The organism is Paracidovorax citrulli (assembly GCF_900100305.1).
Lineage (GTDB): Bacteria > Pseudomonadota > Gammaproteobacteria > Burkholderiales > Burkholderiaceae_C > Paracidovorax > Paracidovorax citrulli.
On sequence record NZ_FNEY01000014.1, the window covers coordinates 12729 to 36018 of the forward strand.

General features: G+C 70.2%; 21 protein-coding genes. 11 read left to right on the forward strand and 10 right to left on the reverse strand.

From position 1 onward, the window contains the following. The first annotated feature begins 18 nt into the window (after positions 1 to 18). The 7 genes from trpD (at position 19) to BLR99_RS22585 (ending at position 7594) form a co-directional block, all read left to right on the forward strand. Positions 19 to 1056, forward strand: coding sequence for an anthranilate phosphoribosyltransferase (trpD, locus tag BLR99_RS11210; RefSeq protein ID WP_046060354.1), 1038 nt, complete (start codon positions 19 to 21; stop codon positions 1054 to 1056). A gap of 24 nt (positions 1057 to 1080) precedes the next feature. Next, positions 1081 to 1236: a hypothetical protein gene (locus BLR99_RS23105; protein ID WP_017439563.1), complete on the forward strand. Its 156-nt coding sequence runs from the start codon at positions 1081 to 1083 to the stop codon at positions 1234 to 1236. Next, positions 1229 to 2029: an indole-3-glycerol phosphate synthase TrpC gene (trpC, locus tag BLR99_RS11215; protein WP_011793761.1), complete on the forward strand. Its 801-nt coding sequence runs from the start codon at positions 1229 to 1231 to the stop codon at positions 2027 to 2029. The genes BLR99_RS23105 and trpC overlap by 8 nt, the downstream gene beginning before the upstream one ends. Positions 2030 to 2082: 53 nt before the next feature. Then, entirely contained in the window at positions 2083 to 2808 is a 726-nt protein-coding gene (locus BLR99_RS11220) for a uracil-DNA glycosylase (protein ID WP_011793762.1), read from the forward strand. A 525-nt stretch (positions 2809 to 3333) separates the two neighbouring features. After that, positions 3334 to 5238, forward strand: a complete 1905-nt coding sequence (locus BLR99_RS11225; protein ID WP_017439423.1) for a T3SS effector XopP-like protein — start codon at positions 3334 to 3336, stop codon at positions 5236 to 5238. An 86-nt stretch (positions 5239 to 5324) separates the two neighbouring features. Next, entirely contained in the window at positions 5325 to 6941 is a 1617-nt protein-coding gene (locus BLR99_RS11230; protein ID WP_074687170.1) for a gamma-glutamyltransferase family protein, read from the forward strand. Positions 6942 to 7123: 182 nt separating this feature from the next. Continuing rightward, on the forward strand, positions 7124 to 7594 hold the full coding sequence (locus BLR99_RS22585; protein ID WP_138919940.1) for a hypothetical protein: 471 nt from the start codon (positions 7124 to 7126) through the stop codon (positions 7592 to 7594). A gap of 30 nt (positions 7595 to 7624) precedes the next feature. On the opposite strand, the gene queA is transcribed toward BLR99_RS22585, so the two are convergent. The 4 genes from queA to BLR99_RS11250 form a co-directional block, all read right to left on the reverse strand. Continuing rightward, positions 7625 to 8734 (reverse strand): tRNA preQ1(34) S-adenosylmethionine ribosyltransferase-isomerase QueA, encoded by a 1110-nt coding sequence (gene queA, locus BLR99_RS11240; protein WP_046060357.1) that lies wholly within the window; start codon positions 8732 to 8734, stop codon positions 7625 to 7627. Between the two features lie 149 nt (positions 8735 to 8883). Then, positions 8884 to 9048 carry a hypothetical protein gene (locus tag BLR99_RS23280; protein ID WP_211481580.1) on the reverse strand — a complete coding sequence of 55 codons (165 nt, stop codon included), beginning with the start codon at positions 9046 to 9048 and terminating at the stop codon, positions 8884 to 8886. Positions 9049 to 9532: 484 nt separating this feature from the next. Next, positions 9533 to 10498 carry an AraC family transcriptional regulator gene (locus BLR99_RS11245; RefSeq protein ID WP_011793766.1) on the reverse strand — a complete coding sequence of 322 codons (966 nt, stop codon included), beginning with the start codon at positions 10496 to 10498 and terminating at the stop codon, positions 9533 to 9535. Next, positions 10495 to 11790: an HD-GYP domain-containing protein gene (locus tag BLR99_RS11250; RefSeq protein ID WP_074687172.1), complete on the reverse strand. Its 1296-nt coding sequence runs from the start codon at positions 11788 to 11790 to the stop codon at positions 10495 to 10497. Before BLR99_RS11250 ends, BLR99_RS11245 begins: the two co-directional genes overlap by 4 nt. 172 nt (positions 11791 to 11962) lie before the next feature. Here BLR99_RS11250 and recG point away from each other — a divergent pair, with 172 nt between their 5' ends. From recG to ubiA, 4 genes are all read left to right on the forward strand, one after another. Beyond that, positions 11963 to 14089, forward strand: coding sequence for an ATP-dependent DNA helicase RecG (gene recG, locus BLR99_RS11255; RefSeq protein WP_074687174.1), 2127 nt, complete (start codon positions 11963 to 11965; stop codon positions 14087 to 14089). A 106-nt stretch (positions 14090 to 14195) separates the two neighbouring features. Then, the gene (locus BLR99_RS11260) at positions 14196 to 15161 is read left to right on the forward strand and encodes a LysR substrate-binding domain-containing protein (protein ID WP_011793769.1); all 966 of its coding nucleotides are present in this window, start codon (positions 14196 to 14198) and stop codon (positions 15159 to 15161) included. A gap of 108 nt (positions 15162 to 15269) precedes the next feature. Continuing rightward, positions 15270 to 15794: a Dps family protein gene (locus BLR99_RS11265; RefSeq protein WP_017439162.1), complete on the forward strand. Its 525-nt coding sequence runs from the start codon at positions 15270 to 15272 to the stop codon at positions 15792 to 15794. A gap of 170 nt (positions 15795 to 15964) precedes the next feature. Beyond that, positions 15965 to 16852 carry a 4-hydroxybenzoate octaprenyltransferase gene (gene ubiA, locus BLR99_RS11270; RefSeq protein WP_046060360.1) on the forward strand — a complete coding sequence of 296 codons (888 nt, stop codon included), beginning with the start codon at positions 15965 to 15967 and terminating at the stop codon, positions 16850 to 16852. Between the two features lie 46 nt (positions 16853 to 16898). Here ubiA and BLR99_RS11275 read toward each other — a convergent pair whose 3' ends face one another. From BLR99_RS11275 to glpK, 6 genes are all read right to left on the reverse strand, one after another. Continuing rightward, on the reverse strand, positions 16899 to 17735 hold the full coding sequence (locus BLR99_RS11275) for a ChbG/HpnK family deacetylase (RefSeq protein WP_011793772.1): 837 nt from the start codon (positions 17733 to 17735) through the stop codon (positions 16899 to 16901). Further along, positions 17732 to 18166, reverse strand: a complete 435-nt coding sequence (locus tag BLR99_RS11280; protein ID WP_017439121.1) for a GtrA family protein — start codon at positions 18164 to 18166, stop codon at positions 17732 to 17734. The genes BLR99_RS11275 and BLR99_RS11280 overlap by 4 nt, the downstream gene beginning before the upstream one ends. Further along, positions 18163 to 19194 (reverse strand): glycosyltransferase family 2 protein, encoded by a 1032-nt coding sequence (locus BLR99_RS11285; RefSeq protein ID WP_074687186.1) that lies wholly within the window; start codon positions 19192 to 19194, stop codon positions 18163 to 18165. The genes BLR99_RS11280 and BLR99_RS11285 overlap by 4 nt, the downstream gene beginning before the upstream one ends. Before the next feature lie 17 nt (positions 19195 to 19211). Then, the gene (locus tag BLR99_RS11290) at positions 19212 to 20735 is read right to left on the reverse strand and encodes a glycosyltransferase family 39 protein (protein WP_046060361.1); all 1524 of its coding nucleotides are present in this window, start codon (positions 20733 to 20735) and stop codon (positions 19212 to 19214) included. 67 nt (positions 20736 to 20802) lie between these two features. After that, on the reverse strand, positions 20803 to 21645 hold the full coding sequence (proC, locus tag BLR99_RS11295; RefSeq protein ID WP_011793776.1) for a pyrroline-5-carboxylate reductase: 843 nt from the start codon (positions 21643 to 21645) through the stop codon (positions 20803 to 20805). 104 nt (positions 21646 to 21749) lie between these two features. Continuing rightward, a complete protein-coding gene (glpK, locus tag BLR99_RS11300; RefSeq protein WP_046060362.1) occupies positions 21750 to 23270 on the reverse strand; it encodes a glycerol kinase GlpK in 1521 nt (506 codons plus the stop codon). Positions 23271 to 23290 lie beyond the last annotated feature (20 nt).

Genomic DNA, 23290 nt, shown 5'->3' on the forward strand with positions numbered 1-23290 from the left:
AGAAAAAGGCTTCCCGCCATGTCCATCACCCCCCAGGAAGCGCTGCAGCGCACGATCGAGCACCGCGAAATCTTCCACGACGAGATGCTGCACCTCATGCGCATGATCATGCGCGGCGAGCTGTCGCCCGTGATGACCGCGGCCATCGTCACCGGCCTGCGCGTCAAGAAGGAAACCATCGGCGAGATCACCGCGGCGGCGCAGGTGATGCGCGAGTTCTCCCGCAAGGTGGCCGTGGCCGACACCACCCACCTGGTGGACATCGTGGGCACCGGCGGCGACGGCGCCAATACCTTCAACATCTCCACCTGCGCCATGTTCGTGGCCGCGGCGGCGGGCGCCAAGACCGCCAAGCACGGCGGCCGGGGCGTATCGAGCAAGAGCGGCAGCGCCGACGTGATGGAGTCGCTGGGCGTCCATATCGACCTGCCGCCCGAGGCCATCGCACGCTGCATCGCCGACACGGGTATCGGCTTCATGTTCGCCCCCAACCACCACCCGGCCATGAAGAACGTGGCGCCCGTGCGCAAGGAACTGGGCGTGCGCACGCTCTTCAACATCCTCGGGCCGCTCACCAACCCTGCCGGCGCGCCGAACATCCTCATGGGCGTGTTCCACCCCGATCTCGTGGGCATCCAGGTGCGCGCGCTGCAGCGCCTGGGCGCGGAGCACGCGCTGGTCGTCTATGGCCGCGACGGCATGGACGAGGTGAGCCTGGGCGCGGCCACCATGGTGGGCGAGCTGAAGAACGGCGAGATCACCGAATACGAAATCCATCCGGAAGACTTCGGCCTGGCGATGTCGAGCAACCGCGCCCTCAAGGTGGAGACGCCCGAGCAGTCGCGCGAGATGCTGCTGTCGGTGCTGCGTGGCGAACCGGGCTCCGCGCGCGAGATCGTCTGTCTGAACGCGGGCGTGGCGCTCTACGCGGCGAACGTGGCCGCGACCATGGCCGACGGCATCGCGCGGGCCCGCGCGGCGCTGGACTCCGGCGCGGCGCTCGCGCGGCTGGAGCAACTGGTGGCGCGCACCCGGGCCCTGGCCGCCGGCGGCTGAGGCGCCAGCCGGCCGGAACCGCCCATGTGGCGCGACAGCGGAACCTGGATCGCCCTCGGCGTATCCCTGCTATTCATCGTGGCGGGCATCGTGATGCACCGCGTCTTCATCCACATCCTGAAAAATGGTGCCCCCGAAGCGGAGGCGCCTCCTTTGAAGAAAGCACCGGAACATGAGTGACATCCTGAACAAGATCGTGGCCGTCAAGCGCGAGGAAATCGCGGCGGCGCAGAAGAAGATCCCCCTGGCCGCCATGCGCGCCGACGCCGAGAGCCGCGTGCTCACGCGCGATTTCGAGGGCGCCCTGCGCGCGAAGATCGCCGCGGGCCAGGCGGCGGTGATCGCCGAGATCAAGAAGGCCAGCCCCAGCAAGGGCGTGATCCGCGAAAACTTCATCCCGGCCGACATCGCCCAGAGCTATGCCGAAGGCAATGGCAAGGTCAGCGCGGCCTGTCTCTCGGTGCTGACCGACAGGCAGTTCTTCCAGGGCCAGCCCGACTACCTCAAGCAGGCCCGCGCGAGCTGCGCGCTGCCGGTGCTGCGCAAGGACTTCATGGTCGATGCCTACCAGATCTACGAATCGCGCGCGATGGGTGCCGACGCCATCCTGCTGATCGCCGCCTGCCTGGAGGATGCGCAGATGGCGGAGTTCGAGGCCATCGCCCACAGCCTGGGCATGGCCGCGCTGGTGGAGGTGCACGACGGCGCCGAACTGGACCGCGCCCTCAAGCTGCGCACGCCGCTGGTGGGCATCAACAACCGCAACCTGCGCACCTTCGAGGTGTCGCTGGACACCACCGTCTCGCTGCGCAAAGCGGTCCCGTCCGACCGGCTGCTGGTGGCGGAATCCGGCATCCTCACGCCACAGGACGTCAAGACCCTGCGCGATGCCGACGTGCATGCCTTCCTCGTGGGTGAAGCCTTCATGCGGGCCCAGGAGCCCGGGGCCGCGCTGGCGAAGCTGTTCGCCTGATCCCGCCCACTCCGCCACCGCTGCCGGGCCCGCCCGGTATTTGCCCACCGACCATGACCCCATCCGCGCACGCCCCCTCCGCCCCGCCTTCGCAGTTGCAGAGCGCCGATCCCGCCGACTGGCCGGTGGCGTCCGGCTGGCAGCCGCTGGTCGATGATTTCTTCGCGAGCGCGCGCGGGCAGGCGCTGCTGGGCTTCCTGCGCCAGCGGCTGGATGCGGGTGCGGTGATCTTTCCGCCTCGGCCGCTGCGCGCGCTGGAGCTCACGCCGCCGGAGTCGGTGCGCGTGGTCATCCTGGGACAGGACCCCTACCACGGGCGCGGCCAGGCCGAAGGGCTGGCCTTCTCGGTCGCCCCCGGCGTGGCCCTGCCGCCCTCGCTGCGCAACATCTTCAAGGAATTGCAGCGCGACCTGGGCACACCGTTCCCCGCCTGGCCCGAGCCGGGCGGCAGCCTCGTCAAGTGGGCGAAGAACGGCGTGCTGCTGCTCAACACCTGCCTCACCGTCGAAGAGTCCCAGCCCGCAAGCCACGCGGGCAAGGGCTGGGAGCAGCTCACCGACGCCGTGATCCGCAAGGTGGGCGAGGGCGACCGGCCCGCGGTCTTCATGCTATGGGGATCGCACGCGCAGTCCAAGCGGCCGCTCATCGACGCCAGCCGCCACCTCGTGCTGACCGCCAACCATCCATCGCCCCTGTCCGCACTGAGGCCGCCCGTGCCCTTCATCGGCTGCGGGCATTTCGGCCGGGCGCGGGAGTTCCGCGAGCAGCAGAGCGGCTGACGCGTTGCGGCGAAGCGTTTCCGGCGGAGCGCCCCACGGACTCGCGTGCAGTACGTGCATGACAGTAAGCGGGAGGAAGACACCATGAGGGCCGTGTGAGCCGCTCCGGATCGCAGGGCGGGCAGTTCGCGCAAAGGTGAGCGGCTTCGCCACGGGCGGAGCGCCGCCCCGTGCGCGGGCGCAGCATGGTGCCTCCTCGGGTGGGGAAATCCGTGCGGGGTCGCGGGCTGCCCGAGCGGTCCCATCGTCAGGCGGTCTACCGTGCAATCAACAAACATCAACCGGAACCATGGCGCCCACCGCAGTGGTGCATTGCTCCAGCAGCGGACTTCCGGCGCGGGCGACGCTGCCCGGCGCGCCAGCACACCGGCACCACAGGGCGATGCACCGGCGCCTATCGCCCCCCGCACGCAGGCCGCGAGGCTGTCGCCGGAAAACCGGGCGCAGGACCGGCCGCCGAGGGCTGCGCTGCCCGCGCGGGTTCGTGCCGCGCCTCCAGCCATGAGCGATGAGACAGCGGGCGGCGTGGTCGACGAGGTCATGACGTATTTCCAGAAGTATCAGAAACTCAGGTCCAGCCCGGCGGTGTCTAGCGATGTCGCCGCGCGCATGCTGCCCGGTGCACTGAAGATGGCCCGGCGCGGCCTGGATGCCGTGCCATTCCTGAGCTTCATGCAGGTCAACAGCGTCCAGGGCCAGCGTGCACGGCAGTTTCTTCCGCAGCAGCTGGCGACCTTGGCCGGTGACCTCTCGGATGAACTGCTCAACGCTTTCTACGGGGAAAACACCGGAGGCAAGCTCCAATGGCGCATGGATGCGGCCGCTGCCGACCGGAGGCGGATGACACCGGATTTCGATCGGGAACTCAACGACTATCTGCGGGGCCTGGACGGCACTCTGCGGCAGCTCGAACCCTGCATGGACGCGATGTCGGTCGCGATCAAGAGCATGGGCACGATGGAGGAAGTCAAAACCGACGCGGACATGGCCGGTATTCTCAAGCGCGCCGTGGTCGACCTCACGGAAATGCGGTTGAACCGGATCGAGCGGCACCTCGAAGGCATCCGGCTGTGCCTCCAGCGCCTCTACATGGAACCGGAGCTGGTCGGTACACCGGCCGGAATCGCGCTCGGTGCGCTGAAAACCCTCACCGCCGACCATGAGGAAATGCTGAACGCACTCGACGTGCTGCTGGATGCACGTGCTCCCATCTCCCCCGATAAAGCGGCGCAACTGCAGAGGCAACTGGACGCGCTGCTGGGCGCCGCGCGGGCATTCGTGGAGGCCGCCGGCGCGCAGTTCTCCTCCGAAGGTGACGATCCGTACATCCCTACCGTGCGCCTGGCGCCGCACATCCTGCATTCTGTCGCGCGCATCGCTGGCGAAATGGAGGACGCCCTGGGGGCCTACAAGCTGCCGCCGTCCGTGGTCAGGCACGTGCAGGGAACCACCTATATGGGCCAGGCCATCGGCCGGCATGCGGCGATCCGCCATCCGGCCGACAGCGTGGAGTCCGCCGGAAAGATGGAAGTCGCACCCGACACACCGGCTCCCGTGGCACCGCAACGGCGCAAGGCGCAGGCACGGTCCAGAGTGCACAGGAAGGCTCCGCAGAGCGACAGCGGAACCTCGACCTCCGGCACGCAGGACACTGCGTGCGGTGCCCTGCTGCAAATGGCTCGCGAACGCCTGGGCGCCTTCAATCGCCCGCCCCAGGCCGGGGTGACCAGCCTGGACGACGTGGTCGCGGTGGGTGCATCGCTCCGCAAGGACACATCGGCCCTGCAGGTCTATCGCAACGCCGACAGCGATCCGCTGGAAGTCGGCAGGCAGATGCGGCTGGCGATCGACAGCTGGTTTGGCCATGCGGGCCGCTGGAAGGGCGTGCAGGACCAGTTGCAGGCATTGCAGGACAGTGACGGCGGGGCGCTGGCGAAAGACCTCCTGAGGAAAATCCGCGAGGAGCGGATCGAGCCGCTCAGGCAGCTGCACGCGCAGATCGATGCCGTGGAACTGGATCGGGTCAAGACCTTCGCGTATCCCCGGCTCAAGCACGTGGAGCACCTGATGCAGGCCGACCCACAGGGCCGGATCCTGAAGGTCGGCGCGCCCGTACCGCTGCGCTCGCAGGGCTTCGACGGCCGGAACCGCGCCACGCTCTTCGAGGTGACGCTGGATATCGGAACGCTCGCGAACGGCCAGCCCGCGCCGCCGCTCTACGTGCACCTGCACACCCGGCAACCGGTCACGGCCGAAACCTGCCGCACCATCGCATTCGACGACCTGGACGCCGTTCACGTCAAGAATGCGGAGCAGCGCGGAAAGGGGCGCACCTGGGAGGTGCTCAACAACGCCCTCGACAGCGTGCACCGCGGCCCCCTGGACGCGAAGGTGCTCGAGCAGCTGCAGCAGCGCATGGCCCGGGACTGATGCCGCCACGGCGGGCGCCGCGCGGGCCGCGCACCTGCAAGAATGCCGTCTCCATCCGAACGCATTCCTGAAGGAGACAACGCACCATGACTGCACCCCACGGCGACCGCGCCATCGACTGGACCCTGCCCTATGCCTCGCACCGCAGCGCGGTCATGGGCCGCAATGTCGTTTCCACCTCGCAGCCCCTGGCCGCCCAGGCCGGGCTGCGGATGCTGCAGGCGGGCGGCAATGCGGTCGATGCGGCCCTGGCCGCGGCGATGGTGCTCACCGTGGTCGAGCCCACGGGCTGCGGCATCGGCAGCGATGCATTCGCCATCGTATGGGACGGCCAGAAACTGCACGGCCTGAACGCCTCGGGGCGGGCCCCCGCCGCCTGGACACCCGGCTACTTCGCCGAGCGCGGCGGCATCCCGGAGACGGGCTGGAACGCCGTGACGGTGCCGGGCGCCGTCTCGGGCTGGGTGGCGCTCTCGCGGCGCTTCGGCCGCCTGCCTTTCGCGCAGCTCGCGCAGCCGGCCATCGATTACGCGCGCGGCGGTTTCGCCGTCTCGCCCACCATCGCCCGGCAATGGGCGCTGGGGGCCGCCAGGCTGGGGAGCCAGCCGGGGTTCGCCGAATGCTTCCTGCCCGGCGGCCGCGCGCCGCGCGCGGGCGAGATCTTCCGCAGCGAAGCCCATGCCCGCACGCTGGAGCGCATCGCCGCCACCGAAGGCGAGGACTTCTACCGGGGCGAACTGGCCCGGCAGATGGCCGCGCACGCCCGCGCGAACGGCGGCGCGATGACCGAGGACGATCTCGCGGCCCACCAGGCCGACTGGGTGGGTACCGTGAGCCGGCGCTTCGGGAACTCCGTGATCCACGAGATCCCGCCCAACGGCCAGGGCATCGCTGCGCTGATGGCGCTGGGCATGCTGGACGCGGCCGGCATCGGTGCGCAGCCGGTGGACCACGTGGACACCGTGCATGCGAGCATCGAGGCGATGAAGCTCGCGCTGGCGGATCTGTACCGCCACAACGCCGACGCGGACGCCATGCGCGTGGCCGCGCGCGACCTGCTGTCGGATGCCTACGTGCGCGAGCGCGCCGCACTCATCGACCCGGCCCGCGCGGGCGACCCCGGCCACGGCACGCCGCGCCCGGGCGGCACCGTGTACCTCGCCGCGGCCGACGAGAGCGGCATGATGGTCTCCTTCATCCAGTCCAACTACATGGGCTTCGGCTCCGGCGTGGTGGTGCCGGGCACGGGCATCAGCCTGCAGAACCGCGGCCACTGCTTCACCGCCGAAGCCGGCCACGCGAACGAGGTGGCGCCGCGCAAGCGCCCCTCGCACACCATCATCCCGGCCTTCGCGATGGATGCCGACGGCGCGCCGCGCATGGCCTTCGGCGTCATGGGCGGGCCGATGCAGTCGCAGGGCCACGTGCAGATGGCGCTGCGCGTGCTGCGCTACGGCCAGAACCCCCAGGCCGCTGCCGATGCACCGCGCTGGCGCGTGACGGGCGGCCGCGGCGTGGCCGTGGAGCCGGCATTCGATCCCGCCGTGGTCGGGGCGCTGCGCGCGCGCGGCCACGACGTGGCGGTGGAGGCGGGTGATGGCGTCTTCGCGTTCGGCGGCGCCCAGCTGGTGCTGCGGCTGGACAGCGGTGCCTATGCCGCGGGATCGGACCCGCGCAAGGACGGGCACGCCGTCGCGTACTGAAACCAGGAGGGCGGGAAGCCCCTTCGCACCGCCGTGCAGGGGTTCGCATGGGGCTCCACGCGAAGACGGCGGCAAGCGGATCATTGCGCTACTTCCGCAGTGCGGGAAACGGATGCCGGTCATGCCCTGCATTGCGTGAGGCCCGGCATTGCCTCCACCTCACTGCACGACATTCACCCATCATGCGAAACTTATTCATTGGATCCGGTAGCAGCAGCCGCCGTGCTTCACGGGCAGAGCAGACTCCGGAAGAGTTGCGTCCCGGAAGCGCGCAAAGAGCAGCCCTGTTTCACAATATCGACAGCAAGCTGGAAGCGCTTTCGTCCAACCGCTCCCGGATCACCAATGTGCTGCAGCACCAAACGTCCCACCTGATCCCTCCCAGGGATCTGCGGTCGCTGAAGCATGAGCTGAACGCCATCGGACACGACCGCCACCAGCTGGAGTTCGCGCGGGCGTTGCTGGAGGACGCGTCCCATGTCAGGCCTCGTCCGAGTCCGCTGGACGTCGTGGCCGGTGCCTACGCAGCCTTGAACAGCGCCAACCGCCACCTTGCTCGCGTCGATGACCAGAGCGTCCTGGACGATCGGGAGATCGTCCGGGGGCTCCATGAGTTCGATCCGGAGTTCCTCTATCCGCGCGAAAGGGACTGACGTCCCTGCGGCGGCCGCGACGGACCCACGTCAACGCCGCGCCAGCAGCATCGCGTCCCCGTAGCTGAAGAACCGGTAGCGCTGCGCGATCGCGTGGCGGTAGAGGCCCATGGCATGGTCGTAGCCCGTGAAGGCGCTGATGAGCATCATCAGCGTGCTCTTGGGCAGGTGGAAGTTGGTAATCAGCAGGTCCACCACCTGGAAGGCGAAGCCTGGCGTGATGAAGATGTCGGTATCGCCGGTGGCCTGCCCGCTGCGCGCCCAGGATTCGAGCGTGCGCACCGTCGTCGTGCCTACGGCCACCACGCGGCCGCCGCGCTGCCGGCAGCGCTCCAGCGCGGCCAGCGTGGCCAGCGGTACCTCGTACCACTCGCTGTGCATGCGGTGGTCCGCCAGGCTCTCGGTCTTCACGGGCTGGAAGGTGCCGGCGCCCACGTGCAGCGTGACGCTCGCGCGCTCCACGCCGCGCGCCGCCAGCGCCGCCAGCACTCCTTCGTCGAAATGCAGCGCCGCCGTGGGCGCCGCCACCGCGCCCGGCGCGCGCGCGAACACCGTCTGGTAGCGCTCGGCATCCTCGGCCGCATCGGGATCGCCGCCGCCTTCCTGGTGACGTTCGATGTAGGGCGGCAGCGGCATGTGGCCGTGGCGCTCCATGAGCGCATGCGGGCCCGCGCCGTCGGGGCTCGACAGCGCGAAGCGGAACAGCGGGCCGTCCTCGTCGGGCCAGCGGCCCAGCAGCGTCGCGCCGAAGCCCCCGCCCGCCGGGCCGCCGGCCATGTGCAGCGTGGCCCCCACGGCGGGCTTCTTGCTCACCTTCATGTGCGCGACCACCTCGTTGCCGGCCTCGCCGCCGGGGCCCACGAGCACCCGCTCGATCAACAGCTCCACCTTGCCGCCGCTGGCCTTCCCGCCGAACACGCGGGCCTTGACCACGCGCGTGTCGTTGAACACCAGCAGGTCGCCCGGCTGCAGCAGTTCCGGCAGCTCGCGGAAGATGCGGTCCACGGGCGCCTCCGCGCGGCCATCGAGCAGGCGCGAGGCGCTGCGCTCGGGCGCGGGGTGCTGGGCGATGAGTTCGGGAGGCAGCGAGAAATCGAAGTCGCTGAGGGTGAAGGCGCGGGGTGGCTGGCTGGCGGACATGGGGGCTTGAGGGCCGGACGGGCCCGTTCCAAGGAGAGGGATCAGGAAGACGAAGCCTCCGATTCTCCCATGGAGGGGTGGGCGCTTTGTCGGGCCAGGTGCCGGCGGCAGGGCGTTTGATCGCTGATCGGCGCCTTGGCGCGGGCGACTTACAGGCGGCGGTCTTCGATGGCTTTCTCGCACCGATGCGGATCGGCGATCCCGAAGCGGACAGCGCAGTAGTCCCGGAACGCCTGCTGCCGTGCCGCGTCCAGGGTGTCGAAGGCATCCCTGTCCAGCCCCTGTTGCGCAGGTTCTTGAAGAGCAGTACCCACGTGGGACGAGACTTGAGGAATGGCTCCCATGCGCTTCCAACCTCATGGTCTCCGACGTATCGGTCGAAGCCGACCCACAGCCAGCTGCCGAACAGCAGCACGGTGGCAATTCCCAGAGTGGCTCGGACCTTCACGGTGGCATGAGTCCGAAGTGGGTTCGCAATTGTTGGGCCATGGCGAGCCCGTGAACTCCCGGGCATGCACGGCTGCTGCCCGCCGCCGCTGCAAATTCTCGGTGCCCGCCCAAAGCCTTGATGGGGAAGAACTCTTTCAAGGTGCTCACCAAATTTTCTGCCGCTCTTCGCTGAAGGTCAGAGGGCTAATCGTTGGAGAAATCGAGCATGTCTTTTTGCACGCCTAGAAATTCGGAGACTCCCCCAGGCATGCCCCGCTTTTTGAATTCCTGTGTCCTGGGTGGCGGGCGGCCTCTCGCGGGCCGGTGCCTGCCACTGTAGGAGCGGCCTGGGCGCCGCATGCGGACGATTCAGCGCAAGACTTGGACGCGATCAGGGGAAGCGGCCTCGCCCTGCAGTTCCCGCAGCCGCTCCGTGCGCCAGTCGCGCGGGCTCAGGCCGTGCCACTGGCGGAAGCGCCGCGCGAAGTACGCCTCGTCCGCGAAGCCGCAGCGCCGCGCGATCTCGCCGATGCGCTCCCCGGTGGCCAGCAGCAGTTCCTGCGCGAGGGCCAGCCGGCGCTCGGTCAGCAGTTCGGTGAAGGTCCGGCCCGTTTCCTTCTTGATGAGGTGGGCGAGGTAGTTGGGCGAGAGGCAGGCCGCCTCGGCCGCGCTCGCGAGCGTGGGCTCGCCCGCCAGTTCGCCGCGCAGGTAGCGCAGCACCCGGGCCAGGGCCGCGCGCCGGCTGCCGCGCTGTGCCTGGTTGGCCGCCAGGGCACGCAACTCCACCTCCCGGTACCGGCAGGCGCGCGCCAGCAACTCCAGCAGCCCGCCGCGGATGCGCGCCGCCGATGCCAGCCGGCGCGACGTGTTCTCCTGTTGCAGCATGTCCAGCACCGCCAGCACGGCCTGCCAGTCCGCGCCACCGAAGGTGAAGTCCAGGTGTTCCTGGAACTGGAACGGAGCGAGCTCGGGCGCGAGCGCCAGCGGAACGTCCTCCAGGTCCAGCGGGTCCACGCGCAGGTCGGGCCAGAGAAAGCGCTGGCTGAAGTTCACCACCAGCCAGCGCGTGCCGGGCGGATGCGGCACCAGGTGCATGCGGTGCGGCAGCACGAAGCTCAGCGTCCCCGGGGTGAAGGGGCGCACGGTGCCGCCCACGTGGTGCTGCGTCGCCCCCTCGAGGCTCACCTGGATCTGGAAATACTCGTGCTTGTGCGGCTGCGTGAGCGGCGCGCGGCCGCTCTGGTCGCGTATGTCGAAGTCCAGGTGCCGGGAGCGCTCCGCCATCGCATACGTGCGCACGGCCGGGCACGCGCGTTCCGGACGCGCCCGGCTCATCCGGCCGTGCCCCCGGGCCGCGCCCAGAGATCGACGAGGTCCGGGAAGCGCCAGGTGTCCGGATCCTCGCGCGCGACGATCTTGTCGCCGCTCCCGGCCGCCGAGAGATCGACCACCTCGGGCGGTATGCGCAGGTCGGACCTGGTGGAGAAGAACACCTTCACGCGCGGCGAGACCAGCGAGGCGGACTGCTCCATCACCACCCCGATGCGGCCCGAGGCGAGCCGCACCAGCGAGCCGACGGGATAGATGCCGATGCTCTTGACGAAAGCCTGGAACAGCCGTGCGTCGAAATGCCCGTGCGTCCACTCGGCCATGCGGCGCAGCGACTCGGCCGGGTCCCAGCCGCGCTTGTAGGGCCGGTCGGACGTGATGGCGTCGTACACATCGCAGATCGCCGTCATGCGCGCGATCAGGCCGATGCCCTCGCCCGCGAGCCGGTGCGGGTAGCCGCTGCCGTCCATCTTCTCGTGGTGGTGCAGGCAGGCGTCCAGCACCTCCTCGTCCACGCCGCCGCAGGCCAGGAGCATCCTGTGGCCGTGCTCGGAGTGGCTGCGGATCACGTCGAACTCGTCGTCGGTGAGCTTGCCGGGCTTGTTCAGCACCGACAGCGGGATGCGCGCCTTGCCGATGTCGTGCATGAGGCCGGCCATGCCGGCGGTGCGCAGGCGCTCTCCCTCCAGGCCGATCTGGCGGCCCAGGGCCACCATGAGCGCGCACACGGCCACCGAATGCATGTAGGTGTAGTCGTCCGCGGTCTTCAGGCGCGCGAGACTGATGAGGGCCGACGGATTGCGCGTCACCGAGTCCGAGATTTCCTCGACGAGGCTGCGGGCCTCGGTCGAGTCCACCACCCGGCCCATGCGTGCCTCGGTGAACATCGAGGTCATCGTCTGGCGGGCGTGGCTGGTCAGGGCGGCCGCATGGGCCAGTTCCTCGGACATGCTGGCCGGCCGCGTTCCCCGTGGGCGCGCCTGGATGGGAGGAGCTGCCGGGGAAGGCGGGGACGGCGCGACCTTGAGCTCCGGCATGTCCTGAAGCTTCTGGAAATCCGTCTCCCTCCGGGCCTCGGCCTGCTCGGGCGTGACGGCCTCCACCCCGGCGGCGACGTCGCGCCCCTTGGACACGTCGATCCAGACCTCCTGGATGGCCGTCGCGTGGATGCGCGCGAGATCCGCCGCATCCTGAAGCACGAAACCCGTGCGCCAGAATGGATGGTCCATCCAGGACCCGCAGAACTGGTGCAGGTACATGCCCAGGGTGAGGTGCTGTACGCTGATTCGCTTGAGCATGGGGCGGAAAAAGGGGCTGGGACAGGAGGATCGGCCGGCTGCGAGAGCATGTTAGCCTTTTGCGCGCGCCCGTGGAGCGTGCGGCAAGCCGTTTCCATTTTTGCATTTATTGCGGATTTTGCCATTTCTGCGCGGCAAGCAATGTTTCCTCCGCTCTCCCGTCGTTTCGCCCATGCCCGCTCCCGCGCCCAGTCCCGCCCAGAAAGCCCTCCAGAAGCTGGGACTGTCGCGCGACATCGACCTCGCGCTGCACCTGCCCCTGCGCTACGAGGACGAAACCCGCATCACCCCCCTGCGCAACGTGCGGGATGGCGACACGGCCCAGATCGAGGCCACGGTCACGGCGAGCGAAGTGCAGCTGCGCCCGCGCCGCCAGCTGGTGGTGACGGTGGACGACGGCACGGGTACCTGCGAACTGCGCTTCTTCAGTTTCTATCCTTCCCACCAGAAGACCCTGGCCGTCGGAGCGCGCCTGCGCATCCGCGGTGAGGTCAAGGGGGGCTTCTGGGGGCGGCAGATGCTGCATCCGGCGTTCCGGCTGGCGGGCGGCGAACTGCCCGCCGCCCTCACGCCGGTCTATCCGACCACGGCCGGCCTGCCCCAGCCCTATCTGCGCCGGGCCATCGTGAGCGCCCTGCAGCGCGTGGACCTGTCCGAAACCATTCCCCCGGGGCTGGAACCTCCGATCCCGCGGTTCCTGGGCGAAGGCGGCGGGGGCCGCTCCTGGTGGACGCTGCGCGACGCGCTGGTGTTCCTGCACCATCCCGCACCCGACGTGGCCTTGGCCACGCTGGAGGACCACAGCCATCCTGCCTGGCAGCGGCTGAAGGCCGAGGAACTGCTCGCGCAGCAGCTCTCGCAGCTGGAGGCCAAGCGCGAGCGCGACCGGCTGCGCGCGCCGGTGCTGCGGCCCGCGCCGGGCGGGGAGGGGGGAGCCGCGCTGCACGAACGCCTGCTGGCCGCATTGCCCTTCGGCCTGACCGCCGCCCAGCGGCGCGTGTGCGCCGAAATCGCGGCAGACCTCGCCCGCGCCGTGCCCATGCACCGGCTCCTGCAGGGCGACGTGGGCTCGGGCAAGACCGTGGTGGCTGCGCTCTCGGCGGCCGTGTGCATGGATGCCGGCTGGCAGTGCGCGCTCATGGCGCCCACCGAGATCCTGGCCGAACAGCACTTCCGCAAGCTCATCGGCTGGCTGGAGCCCCTGCTCGCGGCCAGCGGACGGCGCGTGGCCTGGCTGGCTGGCGGCCAGAAGAAGAAGGAGCGCGCCGCCATGCTGGCGCTGGTGGAAAGCGGCGAGGCGGCGCTGGTCGTGGGCACCCACGCGGTGATCCAGGAGCAGGTGCGCTTCCGCAACCTCGCGCTGGCCGTCATCGACGAGCAGCACCGCTTCGGCGTGGCGCAGCGGCTCGCGCTGCGCCGCAAGCTCGCCGACCAGGGCATGGAGCCGCACCTGCTGATGATGAGCGCCACGCCGATCCCGCGCACGCTCGCCATGAGCTACTACGCCGACCTCGACGTCTCCACCATCGACGAGCTGCCCCCCGGCCGCACGCCCATCGTCACCAAACTGATCGCCGACAGCCGCAAGGACGAGGTCATCGAGCGCATCGGCGCGCAGGTGGCGTCCGGCCGGCAGGTGTACTGGGTCTGCCCGCTCATCGAGGAGAGCGAGGCGCTGGACCTCTCCAACGCCACCGCCACGCACCTGGAACTCAGCGAGGCCCTGCAGGGCGATCCGGCGCACGGGCAGGCGCCGGTCATGGTGGGCCTGCTGCACTCCCGCATGCCCCCGGCCGAGAAGAAGGCCGTCATGGAACTGTTCACCGCCGGCACCATGGGCGTGCTCGTCTCCACCACGGTGATCGAGGTGGGCGTGGACGTGCCCAACGCATCGCTCATGGTGATCGAGCATGCCGAGCGGTTCGGCCTCTCGCAGCTGCACCAGCTGCGCGGCCGCGTGGGCCGCGGGTCGGCGGCGTCGGCCTGCGTGCTGCTCTATTCGACGGGCGAGAGCGGCCGGCTGGGCGAGACCGCGCGCGACCGCCTGCGGGCCATGGCGGAAACCCAGGATGGCTTCGAGATCGCGCGGCGCGACCTGGAAATCCGCGGCCCCGGCGAATTCCTCGGCGCCCGCCAGTCCGGCGCGCCGATGCTGCGCTTCGCGGACCTCGCCACCGACACCCTGCTGCTGGAGTGGGCGCGCGAGACGGCCCCGCGCATGCTCGACGGGCATCCCGGCGACGCGCGCCGCCATGTGGGCCGCTGGCTCGGCGGCAAGGCCGATTACCTCAAGGCCTGATCCGGCGGCCCTGCATCCGTGGCAGACTTGGCGGCCCGCCGCCACGGTCCGCATTCCGTGTCGCGGGCGCACAATCGCACCTTCCGCATTGCCGACCCTTCAGACAATGACCCTCACAGAACTCAAATACATCGTCGCCGTTGCACGGGAGAAGCACTTCGGCCGCGCGGCGGACGCCTGCTACGTGTCGCAGCCCACCCTTTCGGTGGCGATCAAGAAGCTCGAGGACGAGCTGGAGGTCAAGCTCTTCGAGCGCAGCGCGGGCGAGGTGTCGGTGACGTCGCTGGGCGAGGAGATCGTGCGCCAGGCCCAGAGCGTGCTGGAACAGGCCGCCGCCATCAAGGAAATCGCCAAGCGCGGCAAGGATCCGCTGGCCGGCGTGCTCACGCTGGGCGTGATCTACACCATCGGTCCCTATCTGCTGCCCGAGCTGGTGCGGCACGCCATCGCCCGCACCCCCCAGATGCCGCTCATGCTGCAGGAGAACTTCACCGTCAAGCTGCTGGAGATGCTGCGCACCGGCGAGATCGACTGCGCCATCATGGCCGAGCCTTTCCCGGACACGGGCCTCGCCATGGCGCCGCTCTACGACGAGCCTTTCCTGGCGGCGGTGCCCTCGTCCCACCCCCTCGCCGAGCGCAAGAGCATCTCCGCTGCCGAACTCAAGAGCGAGACCATGCTCCTGCTGGGCGCCGGCCACTGCTTCCGCGACCATGTGCTCGAGGTCTGCCCCGAATTCGCGCGCTACGCGAGCAACGCCGAGGGCATCCGCCGCACCTTCGAGGGCTCGTCGCTCGAAACCATCAAGCACATGGTGTCCGCGGGCATGGGCGTCACGCTGGTGCCGCGCCTGTCCGTGCCGCGCGACGCGCTGCACACCGGCACCAAGCGCCGCAAGAGCGACGACACCCACATCCGCTACCTCCCCATCGAGGAGGACGACGGCAGCCCGCCGCCCATGCGCCGCGTGGTCCTGGCCTGGCGCCGCAGCTTCACGCGCTACGAGGCGATCGCGGCGCTGCGCAATGCCGTGTACGCCTGCGAGCTGCCGGGCGTCACCCGCCTTTCCTGAGAAGGGCCGGGCCCGTTTCCCCCAAGGCCCGCGGGGCTCCGGGGGGAAACGGCGCGATTGCGATACAGTTTCCCTGATTTCCAGCCCATCCAACGAAGGAGCTACTCCATGGCCAAAGCCTCCGGCAAGTCCGTCGCATCCCGGTCTCCCGCCACCGCGCCGCGCATCAACATCGGCATCAGCGACAAGGACCGCGCCGCCATCGCGCAGGGCCTCTCGCGCCTGCTCGCCGACACCTACACGCTCTACCTGACCACGCACAATTTCCACTGGAACGTGACGGGCCCGATGTTCAACTCGCTGCACACCATGTTCATGGAGCAGTACACCGAACTGTGGAACGCCGTCGATCCGGTGGCCGAGCGCATCCGCTCGCTGGGCCATCCCGCCCCCGGCTCCTATGCCGAGTTCGGCCGCCTGACCTCGCTGGCCGACGTGCCGGGCACGCCGCCCGCGGCGCTGGACATGGTGCGCATCCTGGTCGAAGGCCATGAAGCCGTGGCCCGCACCGCGCGCGACCTCTTCCCCGTGGCCGACAAGGCCAGCGACGAGCCCACGGCCGACCTGCTCACCCAGCGCCTGACCGTGCACGAGCAGACCGCCTGGATGCTGCGCTCGCTGCTGGAGGACTGAGCGGCCGGCACGACCCTTCTGGCGTCGTCGTCGCATCTTGCCGTACCGCCCGTACTGCCTGCGATGCGATGCCTCGCCAGAACCGCTTCGCTGGACCGTGTCAGCCGCTCCGAGCGCCATCCAGCCCACGCCCGCCCGCCGCGGGCGTTTTTCATTCCCGCCGCACGCCCATGCAGAGCACCGCACCGCACCGCCCCCCCCAGCCTTCGCGCCTGGCGCTGTACCTCGACCTGATCCGCTGGAGCCGGCCCGCCGGCTGGCTGCTGCTGCTCTGGCCCACGCTGTCGGCCCTGTGGATCGCGGCCGGAGGCTTTCCGGGCTGGCACCTGCTGGCCGTCTTCACGCTGGGCACCATCCTCATGCGCAGCGCGGGATGCTGCGTGAACGATGTCGCCGACCGCGACTTCGACCGGCACGTCAAGCGCACCGCGCAGCGCCCCGTCACCAGCGGCGCCGTGTCGGTGCGCGAGGCGCTGGGCGTGGGCGCGGTGCTCGCCCTGGTGTCGTTCGGCCTCGTGCTCACCACCAATGCGGCCACCATCGCCTGGTCGCTGCCGGCCCTGGCGGTGACCATTGCCTACCCGTTCGCCAAGCGCTTCGTGTCCATGCCCCAGGCCGTGCTCGGCGTGGCCTTCAGCATGGGCATCCCGATGGCCTTCACCGCGGTGGGCGGCGCCGTGCCGATGCTGGCTGCCTGGCTGGTGCTGGGCAACCTCTGCTGGGTGCTGGCCTATGACACCGAATACGCCATGGTGGACCGCGACGACGACCTGAAGATCGGCATGAAGACCTCGGCGATCACCCTGGGGCGCCACGACGTGCCGGCCGTGATGGCCTTCTACCTGGCGTTCGTCGCCCTCTGGGCCTGGGCGCTGGCGCCCTTCGGCCTGGGCTGGCCCCTGCATGCCGTGCTGGCCGCCATGCTGCTCCAGGTAGCGTGGCACTGGCGCCTCATCCGGCACCGCACCCGCGAAGGGTGCTTCCGCGCGTTCACCAGCAACCACTGGCTGGGCTTCACGCTGTTCGCGGGCATCGTGGCGGGGTTCGCGCTGCGCTGATCCGCCGCCGGCGCGCGTCCTTCGCGCCCGCCGGCCCGGCGGGCTGCTACGGCGCGAACGGCCCCTGCTGCACATGCCGGCCGCTGCGCCGCAGCAGCTCGCCGAAGGCCTCGGACATCAGGTAGGCGAACTCCACCGGCCGCTGCGTGCCGATGGCATCGCCATGCACCACGTCCGTGGCCGGATGGCACATCAGCAGCCCGCCCTCCGGCAGGCGCGGCAGCCACGTCGCCATGCGCGCCCCGTAGGCCTGGGCATCGGGCGCATCGAAGCCGTAGACCCCGCCGAAACCCGGGTTCGTCGCCAGTCCCGCCCGGCGCCAGCGCCGCGTGGCCGTCCAGCCGCCGAGCAGGGCGATGATGGATGCCTTCGGATCGCGCCACAGCCCCGGCGCGGGCGCGGTGGAGCGCACCCAGGGGCGTTCGTGGGCCGCATAGCGGGCCTGCAACTCGGCCAGCAAGGCATCGCGCGCGCGGGGCAGCTGGTGCACGTGCTGGTGGCCGTCGATGAAGTCCGGTGGCGTACGCATCGCCCGCTCGAACGCGTCCAGTTGGGTGCGCCATGCGGCGCGCAGCACCGCGACGGGGATCTGCCGCGCATAGGCCTGCAGCAACAGTGGCCCCAGCGCCCGGGCGCCGGCATGCGCACCGCCATGGCTTTCGGTCAGGTCGAAGTGCAGGCCCACCGCCAGCTGCGGACGCAGCGGCGCGAGGCATGCCGCCGCGGCCTGCCAGCGCGGCGAGGCCGTCATGCAGCTGGTGGCCGACAGGCGGCCGGCCCGCGCGAGCTGCTCCACGGCCTCGTCCACGAGGGGGTGCAGCGCATAGTCGTCCGCGCAGAGCAGCACGGCACGGGATGCACCGGGAGAGCCGGGAGGGTTCATGCGCCGCTTCCGGAGGGCGCCTTGAATGCCCAGAACTTGCTCAGCACGAAGGTGCCCAGGGCCACCAGTACCAGTACGCCGGCCTGGCTCCAGAAGTAGTGCCAATGCAGGATATGCAGCGCAGTGAAGTACATCAGCTCATTGGCTGCGAAAGTCAGGCAGGCCACCGCGAAATAGCGTGCCATGGCCGTGGGACCTCGCCTGCGCGAGGCGGCGAACGTCAGCAGCGCATGGCCGTTGTAGCTGACGGCGAATGCCACGAGGAAAGCCAGCACGTTGGCGGCCAGGGGCGGCATGCCGGCCAGCGCGACCAGCAGCCCCATCGTGCCCAGGTGCGTGGCGGCCGCCGCGCCGCCCACCAGCACGAATTGCACGCCCTGCGGCAGGCGCCGCAGCAGCACGGCCGGGCTGGACGGGCGTGGAAGCGTCACGGTTGCTCGCGCAGGGGGCTGCGGTCCTCGTCGCACGCGACCAGGTAGAGCGGGCGCCGCTTGACCTCGTCGTAGATCCGCCCCACGTACTCGCCCAGGATGCCGATGGACATCAGCTGCACCCCGGAAAACAGCATGATGCTGGCCGCCAGCGTGGGCCAGCCATCCAGCGGATTGCCGAAGACGAGGGCGGAAACCGTGATCCATGCTCCATAGACCAGTGCCGCCAGCGAGATGCAGCCACCGGCCATGCTCCACACCCGCAAAGGCAGGGTCGTGAATGCCGTGAGCCCCGACAGCGCCAGCGAGCCCAGGCCCCGCAGGTTGAAGCTCGACACGCCGCCGGCACGGTTCAACGGCACGAAGGGCAGGGCCGCCGACTTGAAGCCCACCCAGGCGTACAACCCTTTCATGAAACGGTTGCGTTCGGGCAGTGCCTTGAGTGCATCCACCACCCGGCGGTCCATCCAGCGGAAGTCGCCTGCGTTCGGCGGAATCTTGACCTTGTTCCCGGCATTGAGCAGCCGGTAGAACGCCCGCGTGCCCATGCGCTTGGCTCCGCTGTCGCCCGCGCGGTCGGCGATCACGCCGTAGACCATGTCGTAGCCGGAAAGCCACAGGGCGTGCATCTGCGGCAGCAGGTCCAGCGGATGCTGGAAGTCCGCATCGATCAGCAGCACTGCGTTGCCGCGGGCATGGTCGATGCCGGCGGACAGACCGGCCTCCTTGCCGAAATTGCGCGACAGAGCGAGATAGCGCAGGGGCAATTCACGTGCGAGCTTCATGGCGACCGCATGCGTTCCGTCGCGGCTGCCATCGTTGACGATGACGATCTCGAAGTCCGGCGTCAGTGCCCCCGCCGCCCGAGCGAGGGCATGTACGAACTCTTCCAGGTTGGACTCTTCGTTGTGCGCCGGCACCACGCAGCTCAGCCGCAGCGGAGCCCGCGGCAGCAGGCCATCGGGAGCGGCCTGCGCGAACTCGCTCTGGTACTCCGAGGGGGGCTGCGGTGGGGGCAGGGCCGTCATGGCAGTATCCAGGATGGTCAGGTGGCGTTTGCGCATGCGTCGGGCACGTAGGTGCGCCAATGCATGGTGAGCGGCGCTCCGGCGCCCCGGTACGGCCAGTGCACCTGTACCTGTCCCTGCCGCACGCGCATCCCCGGGGCGGCGTCCAGCCGTTCGAGCAATGCCGGCACGGCAGGTTCGTCGCCCAGTCCGATCCACAGTGTGCCCTTCGATTGGAGGCGCTCCAGCGTGATCCAGGGAGAGAACCGGTCGTCTCCGGTAACGAAGACCGAGGGCCGGCCAGGCAACTGTGCCGCCACCAGGCCGGTCGCCCAGTAGTCGCCCGACACGGAATCCAGCGGGCAGCGCGACTGCGCTTCCCAGAGCGACTGCACTTGCTGCGCCACCGCGGCCTGCGGCCAGTCCGTGCGCGCCGGACGCTTGCGCCACTGCGCGCCATAGGCCAGGAACGCGCCGCTCAGCACGGAAACCAGCACCAGCCACACGGCCAGTCCGCGCAGCAGCCGCGGCCGCAGGGCCGGCAGCCAGGCCCCGGGTAGCCACGCCGCCACGAGCAGGCCGCTATACACCCACATGGGTACGCCCCACATGTCCCGCAACCGCAGCCCCAGCACGACGCCCAGGGCGCAGGCCAGCAGGCAGGGGCCCAGCGCCAGGACGAGCAGGTAGCCCGGCATGCCGGCATGCAGCCGCCACGCGATGGGCCGTGCGTCGGCCATCCGCTGTCCGCGCGTGTTCCACAGCGCCGCCAGCACGATCAGCGCCAGGGGCAGATGGTTCAGCGCCTGCGTTGCGAGGAAAGACAGCGCGTCCAGCCGGGACGCGAGGAGCCCGGCGCCTTCCGCGGCGGCGCGGTCCCGTGCGTAGGCCATGGGCAGCCATCCGGATTCCCGCAGCCAGTGCAGGTGCGGAGCGAACACCAGCAGCATCGCCGCCAGCGCGAGCCACGGCCCGGGGCCCGCCAGCACGCGGCGCGCAGGCGTCAGCAGCAGATACAGCGCCAGCGCCGTCAGCAGCAGGCCGACGGAGTACTTGGTCAGCAGGCCCAGGCCCGCCACGATCCCCAGCGCCAGCCAGTGCCGCAGCCGGCCTTCCTGGAGCGCCGCCAGCAGGCAGTAACCCGCCGCCGCCCACAGCGGCATCTGCGCGATGTTGTGGTTGAACTCCAGCGCCGGCCGGGTGTAGTAGGCCACCCCCATGGTCAGCAGCGTGCCCAGCAGGGCGCGCTCGCGCGACACCAGGCGGCATCCCGTGAGCCATACCAGCCACAGCGTGGCCACGATGAACAGCTGGCTCAGCAGGAACGGTCCGACGCGGCCGAGCGCGCGGTAGGACACCTCCAGCAACCAGGGCGCCAGCGGCGGATGCTTGTAGTAGCCCCACTCCCACTCCCGCCCCCAGGACAGGCTCTCCACCACGTCCAGCGGCAGGCTGGAGCTCAGCAGGGGCGGCAGCAGCGACCAGGCGAGGACATAGAGCGCCGCCAGCAGTGCGAGGACTCTGTAGGAAATGCTGGACGGTGCGGTGGTGGCGATGGGCATGCAGGCGGGCGTGGCAGGCGCAGGCAAAAGGACCTGCGATTGTAAAAGTTGCAACGCCCTGCCGGTATCACCTTCCGAACTCGTCCCCCAGTTCCCGGGCCCGCGCCTGCGCGGCCTTCATCGCCCGGATGAAATGCTCCGGCACGCCCGCCTGTTCCATCGCCTGCACCGCCGCGAAGGTCGTGCCGCCCTTGGAGGTCACACGCTGGCGCAGCACCGCGGGCGACTCGTCCGAGCGGCGCGCCAGTTCCGACGCCCCCGTGAACGTACCCACCGCCAGCTGGTGCGCCTGCTCCGGCGCCAGGCCCATTTCCACCCCCGCGCGCGCCATCGCCTCCAGGAACAGGAAGACATAGGCCGGGCCGGATCCCGACAGCGCGGTCACGGCGTCGAGCTGTGGCTCCTCGTCCACCCAGAGCAGTTCGCCCGTGGACGACAGCACCTGCTGCACGGCCGCGCGCTGCGCGGGGCTGACCTGCGGGCGGGCATAGAGCGCCGTCATGCCGCGCCCGATCAGCGCGGGCGTGTTCGGCATGGCGCGCACCACGCAATCCGAGCCCAGCCAGGCGGCGATGCTGTCCGACCGGATGCCGGCGGCCACGCTGAGGTGCACCGCATTCGCCGTATGGGCGCGTGCCTGCTGCGCCGCCTCCTTGAACGTCTGGGGCTTGACCGCCCACACCACCACGCCGGCGCGCTCCAGTGCCGTCCCGGCCTCCGGCAGGGCCTCGATTCCGTGGTGCGCGCGCAGGGCGGCCCGCGCTTCCTCCCAGGGCTCGACCACCTCGATGCCGGAGGCCGGCATGCCCTGCCGGATCAGCCCTCCGATGATGGCGCTGGCCATGTTGCCGCCGCCGATGAAGGCGATCGCGGGTTGCTCGGATGCGGGGGAGGGGGTGTCGGGCGTCATGCGTGCGAAAGGGCGGGGCCGGCGGGCGGCCGTGGAAGAAGGGAAGGCCCGCGACGGACGCGCCGCCGCGGGCCGCGGCACCGGATGGTAGCGCTTCCTCCCGGTCAGTCCAGCGCGGCCTGGCGCACCGCATGCTCCCAGCGCGCCATGCATTCCTGCGCGCGCGCGGCGCTCAGCGTGGGCAGGAATCGACGCTCTGCGCGCCACAGCGCGGACAGGGCTTCCGTGCCCGCATAGACCCCGCTGGAGAGACCCGCCAGGTAGGCGGCTCCCAGCGCCGTGGTCTCGATCACCGCCGGCCGCACCACGGGAATGCCCAGCAGGTCGGCCTGGAACTGCATCAGCAGGTCGTTCACGCAGGCGCCGCCGTCCACCCGCAGCTCGCTCACGGGCGCGCCGCCGGCCGCCACCGCGTCGCGGCTCATCGCCTGCAGCAGCGCCGCGCTCTGGTAGGCGATGCTCTCCAGCGCCGCGCGCGCGATATGGGCGATGGTCGTGCCGCGGGTAAGGCCGGTGATGGTGCCCCGGGCGTCAGGCTTCCAATACGGCGCGCCCAGCCCGGTGAAGGCCGGCACCATCATCACGCCGCCGGAGTCCGGCACGCTCTCGGCCAGCGACTGCACCTCGCTGCTGCTCGATATGGCGCGCAGCCCGTCGCGCAGCCATTGCACCACCGCGCCACCCACGAACACGCTGCCTTCCATGGCGAAGGCCGGCTCCGGCGCCCCGTGGCCCGCGCCGGGCCGGGGAGCGATCTGCGCCGCGCTGGTCGTCAGCAGGCCGTTGCGCGAGGTCTGGAAACTGCTGCCGGTGTGCATCAGCATGAAGCAGCCCGTGCCGTAGGTGTTCTTGGCCATGCCGGCGGTGAAACACGCCTGGCCGAACAGCGCGCTCTGCTGGTCGCCCGCCACCCCGCCGATCGGGATGGCGCCGCCCAGCAGCGCTGCGTCCGTGGCGCCGAAGTCGCTCGCCGAAGGCTGCACGCGCGGCAGCAGCTTCCGGGGGATGCGCAGCAGCGCCAGGAGATCGTCATCCCAGTCGTTGGAATGGACATTGAACAGCATGGTGCGCGAGGCATTGCTCACGTCGGTCACGTGCACCTTGCCGCCCGTCAGCTGCCAGATCAGCCAGCTGTCCACCGTGCCGAAAGCCAGCTCGCCGGCCTCGGCGGCGGCGCGCGCACCAGGCACCTGGTCCAGCAGCCAGCGCAGCTTGGTCGCCGAGAAATACGCGTCGATGCGCAGCCCGGTGCGCTCCTGGATCATCGGCTCGTGGCCCTGTTCTCGCAGCTCGGCGCACAGCGGCTCGGCCCGCCGGTCCTGCCAGACGATGGCGTGGTGCACGGGCTGCCCGGTGCGGCGGTTCCACAGCACCGTCGTCTCGCGCTGGTTGGTGATGCCCAGCGCCCGCACGTCGCCGGGGCCTATGTTCGCCTGCGCGAGCGCCTGCCGTGCCGTGGCGAGCTGCGTGCGCCAGATGTCCACCGGGTCGTGCTCCACCCAGCCGGGCTGCGGGTAGATCTGCGGCAGCTCCTGCTGCGCCTGCGCGACGATGTGCCCGCGCTCGTCGAACACGATGCTGCGCGAGCTGGAGGTGCCTTGGTCGAGGGCGAGCAGATAGGTCATGGCGTCCGGGGGTATGCGAT

Bases quoted from the DNA above. Each gene is read 5' to 3' on its own strand.
- proC (WP_011793776.1), bottom strand. From the start codon at position 21,645: ATGACGCCCGACACCCCCTCCCCCGCATCCGAGCAACCCGCGATCGCC.
- BLR99_RS11260 (WP_011793769.1), top strand. From the start codon at position 14,196: ATGACCCTCACAGAACTCAAATACATCGTCGCCGTTGCACGGGAGAAG.
- recG (WP_074687174.1), top strand. From the start codon at position 11,963: ATGCCCGCTCCCGCGCCCAGTCCCGCCCAGAAAGCCCTCCAGAAGCTG.
- BLR99_RS11265 (WP_017439162.1), top strand. From the start codon at position 15,270: ATGGCCAAAGCCTCCGGCAAGTCCGTCGCATCCCGGTCTCCCGCCACC.
- BLR99_RS11230 (WP_074687170.1), top strand. From the start codon at position 5,325: ATGACTGCACCCCACGGCGACCGCGCCATCGACTGGACCCTGCCCTAT.
- trpD (WP_046060354.1), top strand. From the start codon at position 19: ATGTCCATCACCCCCCAGGAAGCGCTGCAGCGCACGATCGAGCACCGC.
- BLR99_RS22585 (WP_138919940.1), top strand. From the start codon at position 7,124: ATGCGAAACTTATTCATTGGATCCGGTAGCAGCAGCCGCCGTGCTTCA.
- queA (WP_046060357.1), bottom strand. From the start codon at position 8,734: ATGTCCGCCAGCCAGCCACCCCGCGCCTTCACCCTCAGCGACTTCGAT.
- BLR99_RS11290 (WP_046060361.1), bottom strand. From the start codon at position 20,735: ATGCCCATCGCCACCACCGCACCGTCCAGCATTTCCTACAGAGTCCTC.
- trpC (WP_011793761.1), top strand. From the start codon at position 1,229: ATGAGTGACATCCTGAACAAGATCGTGGCCGTCAAGCGCGAGGAAATC.
- glpK (WP_046060362.1), bottom strand. From the start codon at position 23,270: ATGACCTATCTGCTCGCCCTCGACCAAGGCACCTCCAGCTCGCGCAGC.
- BLR99_RS11275 (WP_011793772.1), bottom strand. From the start codon at position 17,735: ATGAACCCTCCCGGCTCTCCCGGTGCATCCCGTGCCGTGCTGCTCTGC.
- BLR99_RS11245 (WP_011793766.1), bottom strand. From the start codon at position 10,498: ATGAGCCGGGCGCGTCCGGAACGCGCGTGCCCGGCCGTGCGCACGTAT.
- BLR99_RS23105 (WP_017439563.1), top strand. From the start codon at position 1,081: ATGTGGCGCGACAGCGGAACCTGGATCGCCCTCGGCGTATCCCTGCTA.
- BLR99_RS11220 (WP_011793762.1), top strand. From the start codon at position 2,083: ATGACCCCATCCGCGCACGCCCCCTCCGCCCCGCCTTCGCAGTTGCAG.
- BLR99_RS11250 (WP_074687172.1), bottom strand. From the start codon at position 11,790: ATGCTCAAGCGAATCAGCGTACAGCACCTCACCCTGGGCATGTACCTG.
- BLR99_RS11285 (WP_074687186.1), bottom strand. From the start codon at position 19,194: ATGACGGCCCTGCCCCCACCGCAGCCCCCCTCGGAGTACCAGAGCGAG.
- ubiA (WP_046060360.1), top strand. From the start codon at position 15,965: ATGCAGAGCACCGCACCGCACCGCCCCCCCCAGCCTTCGCGCCTGGCG.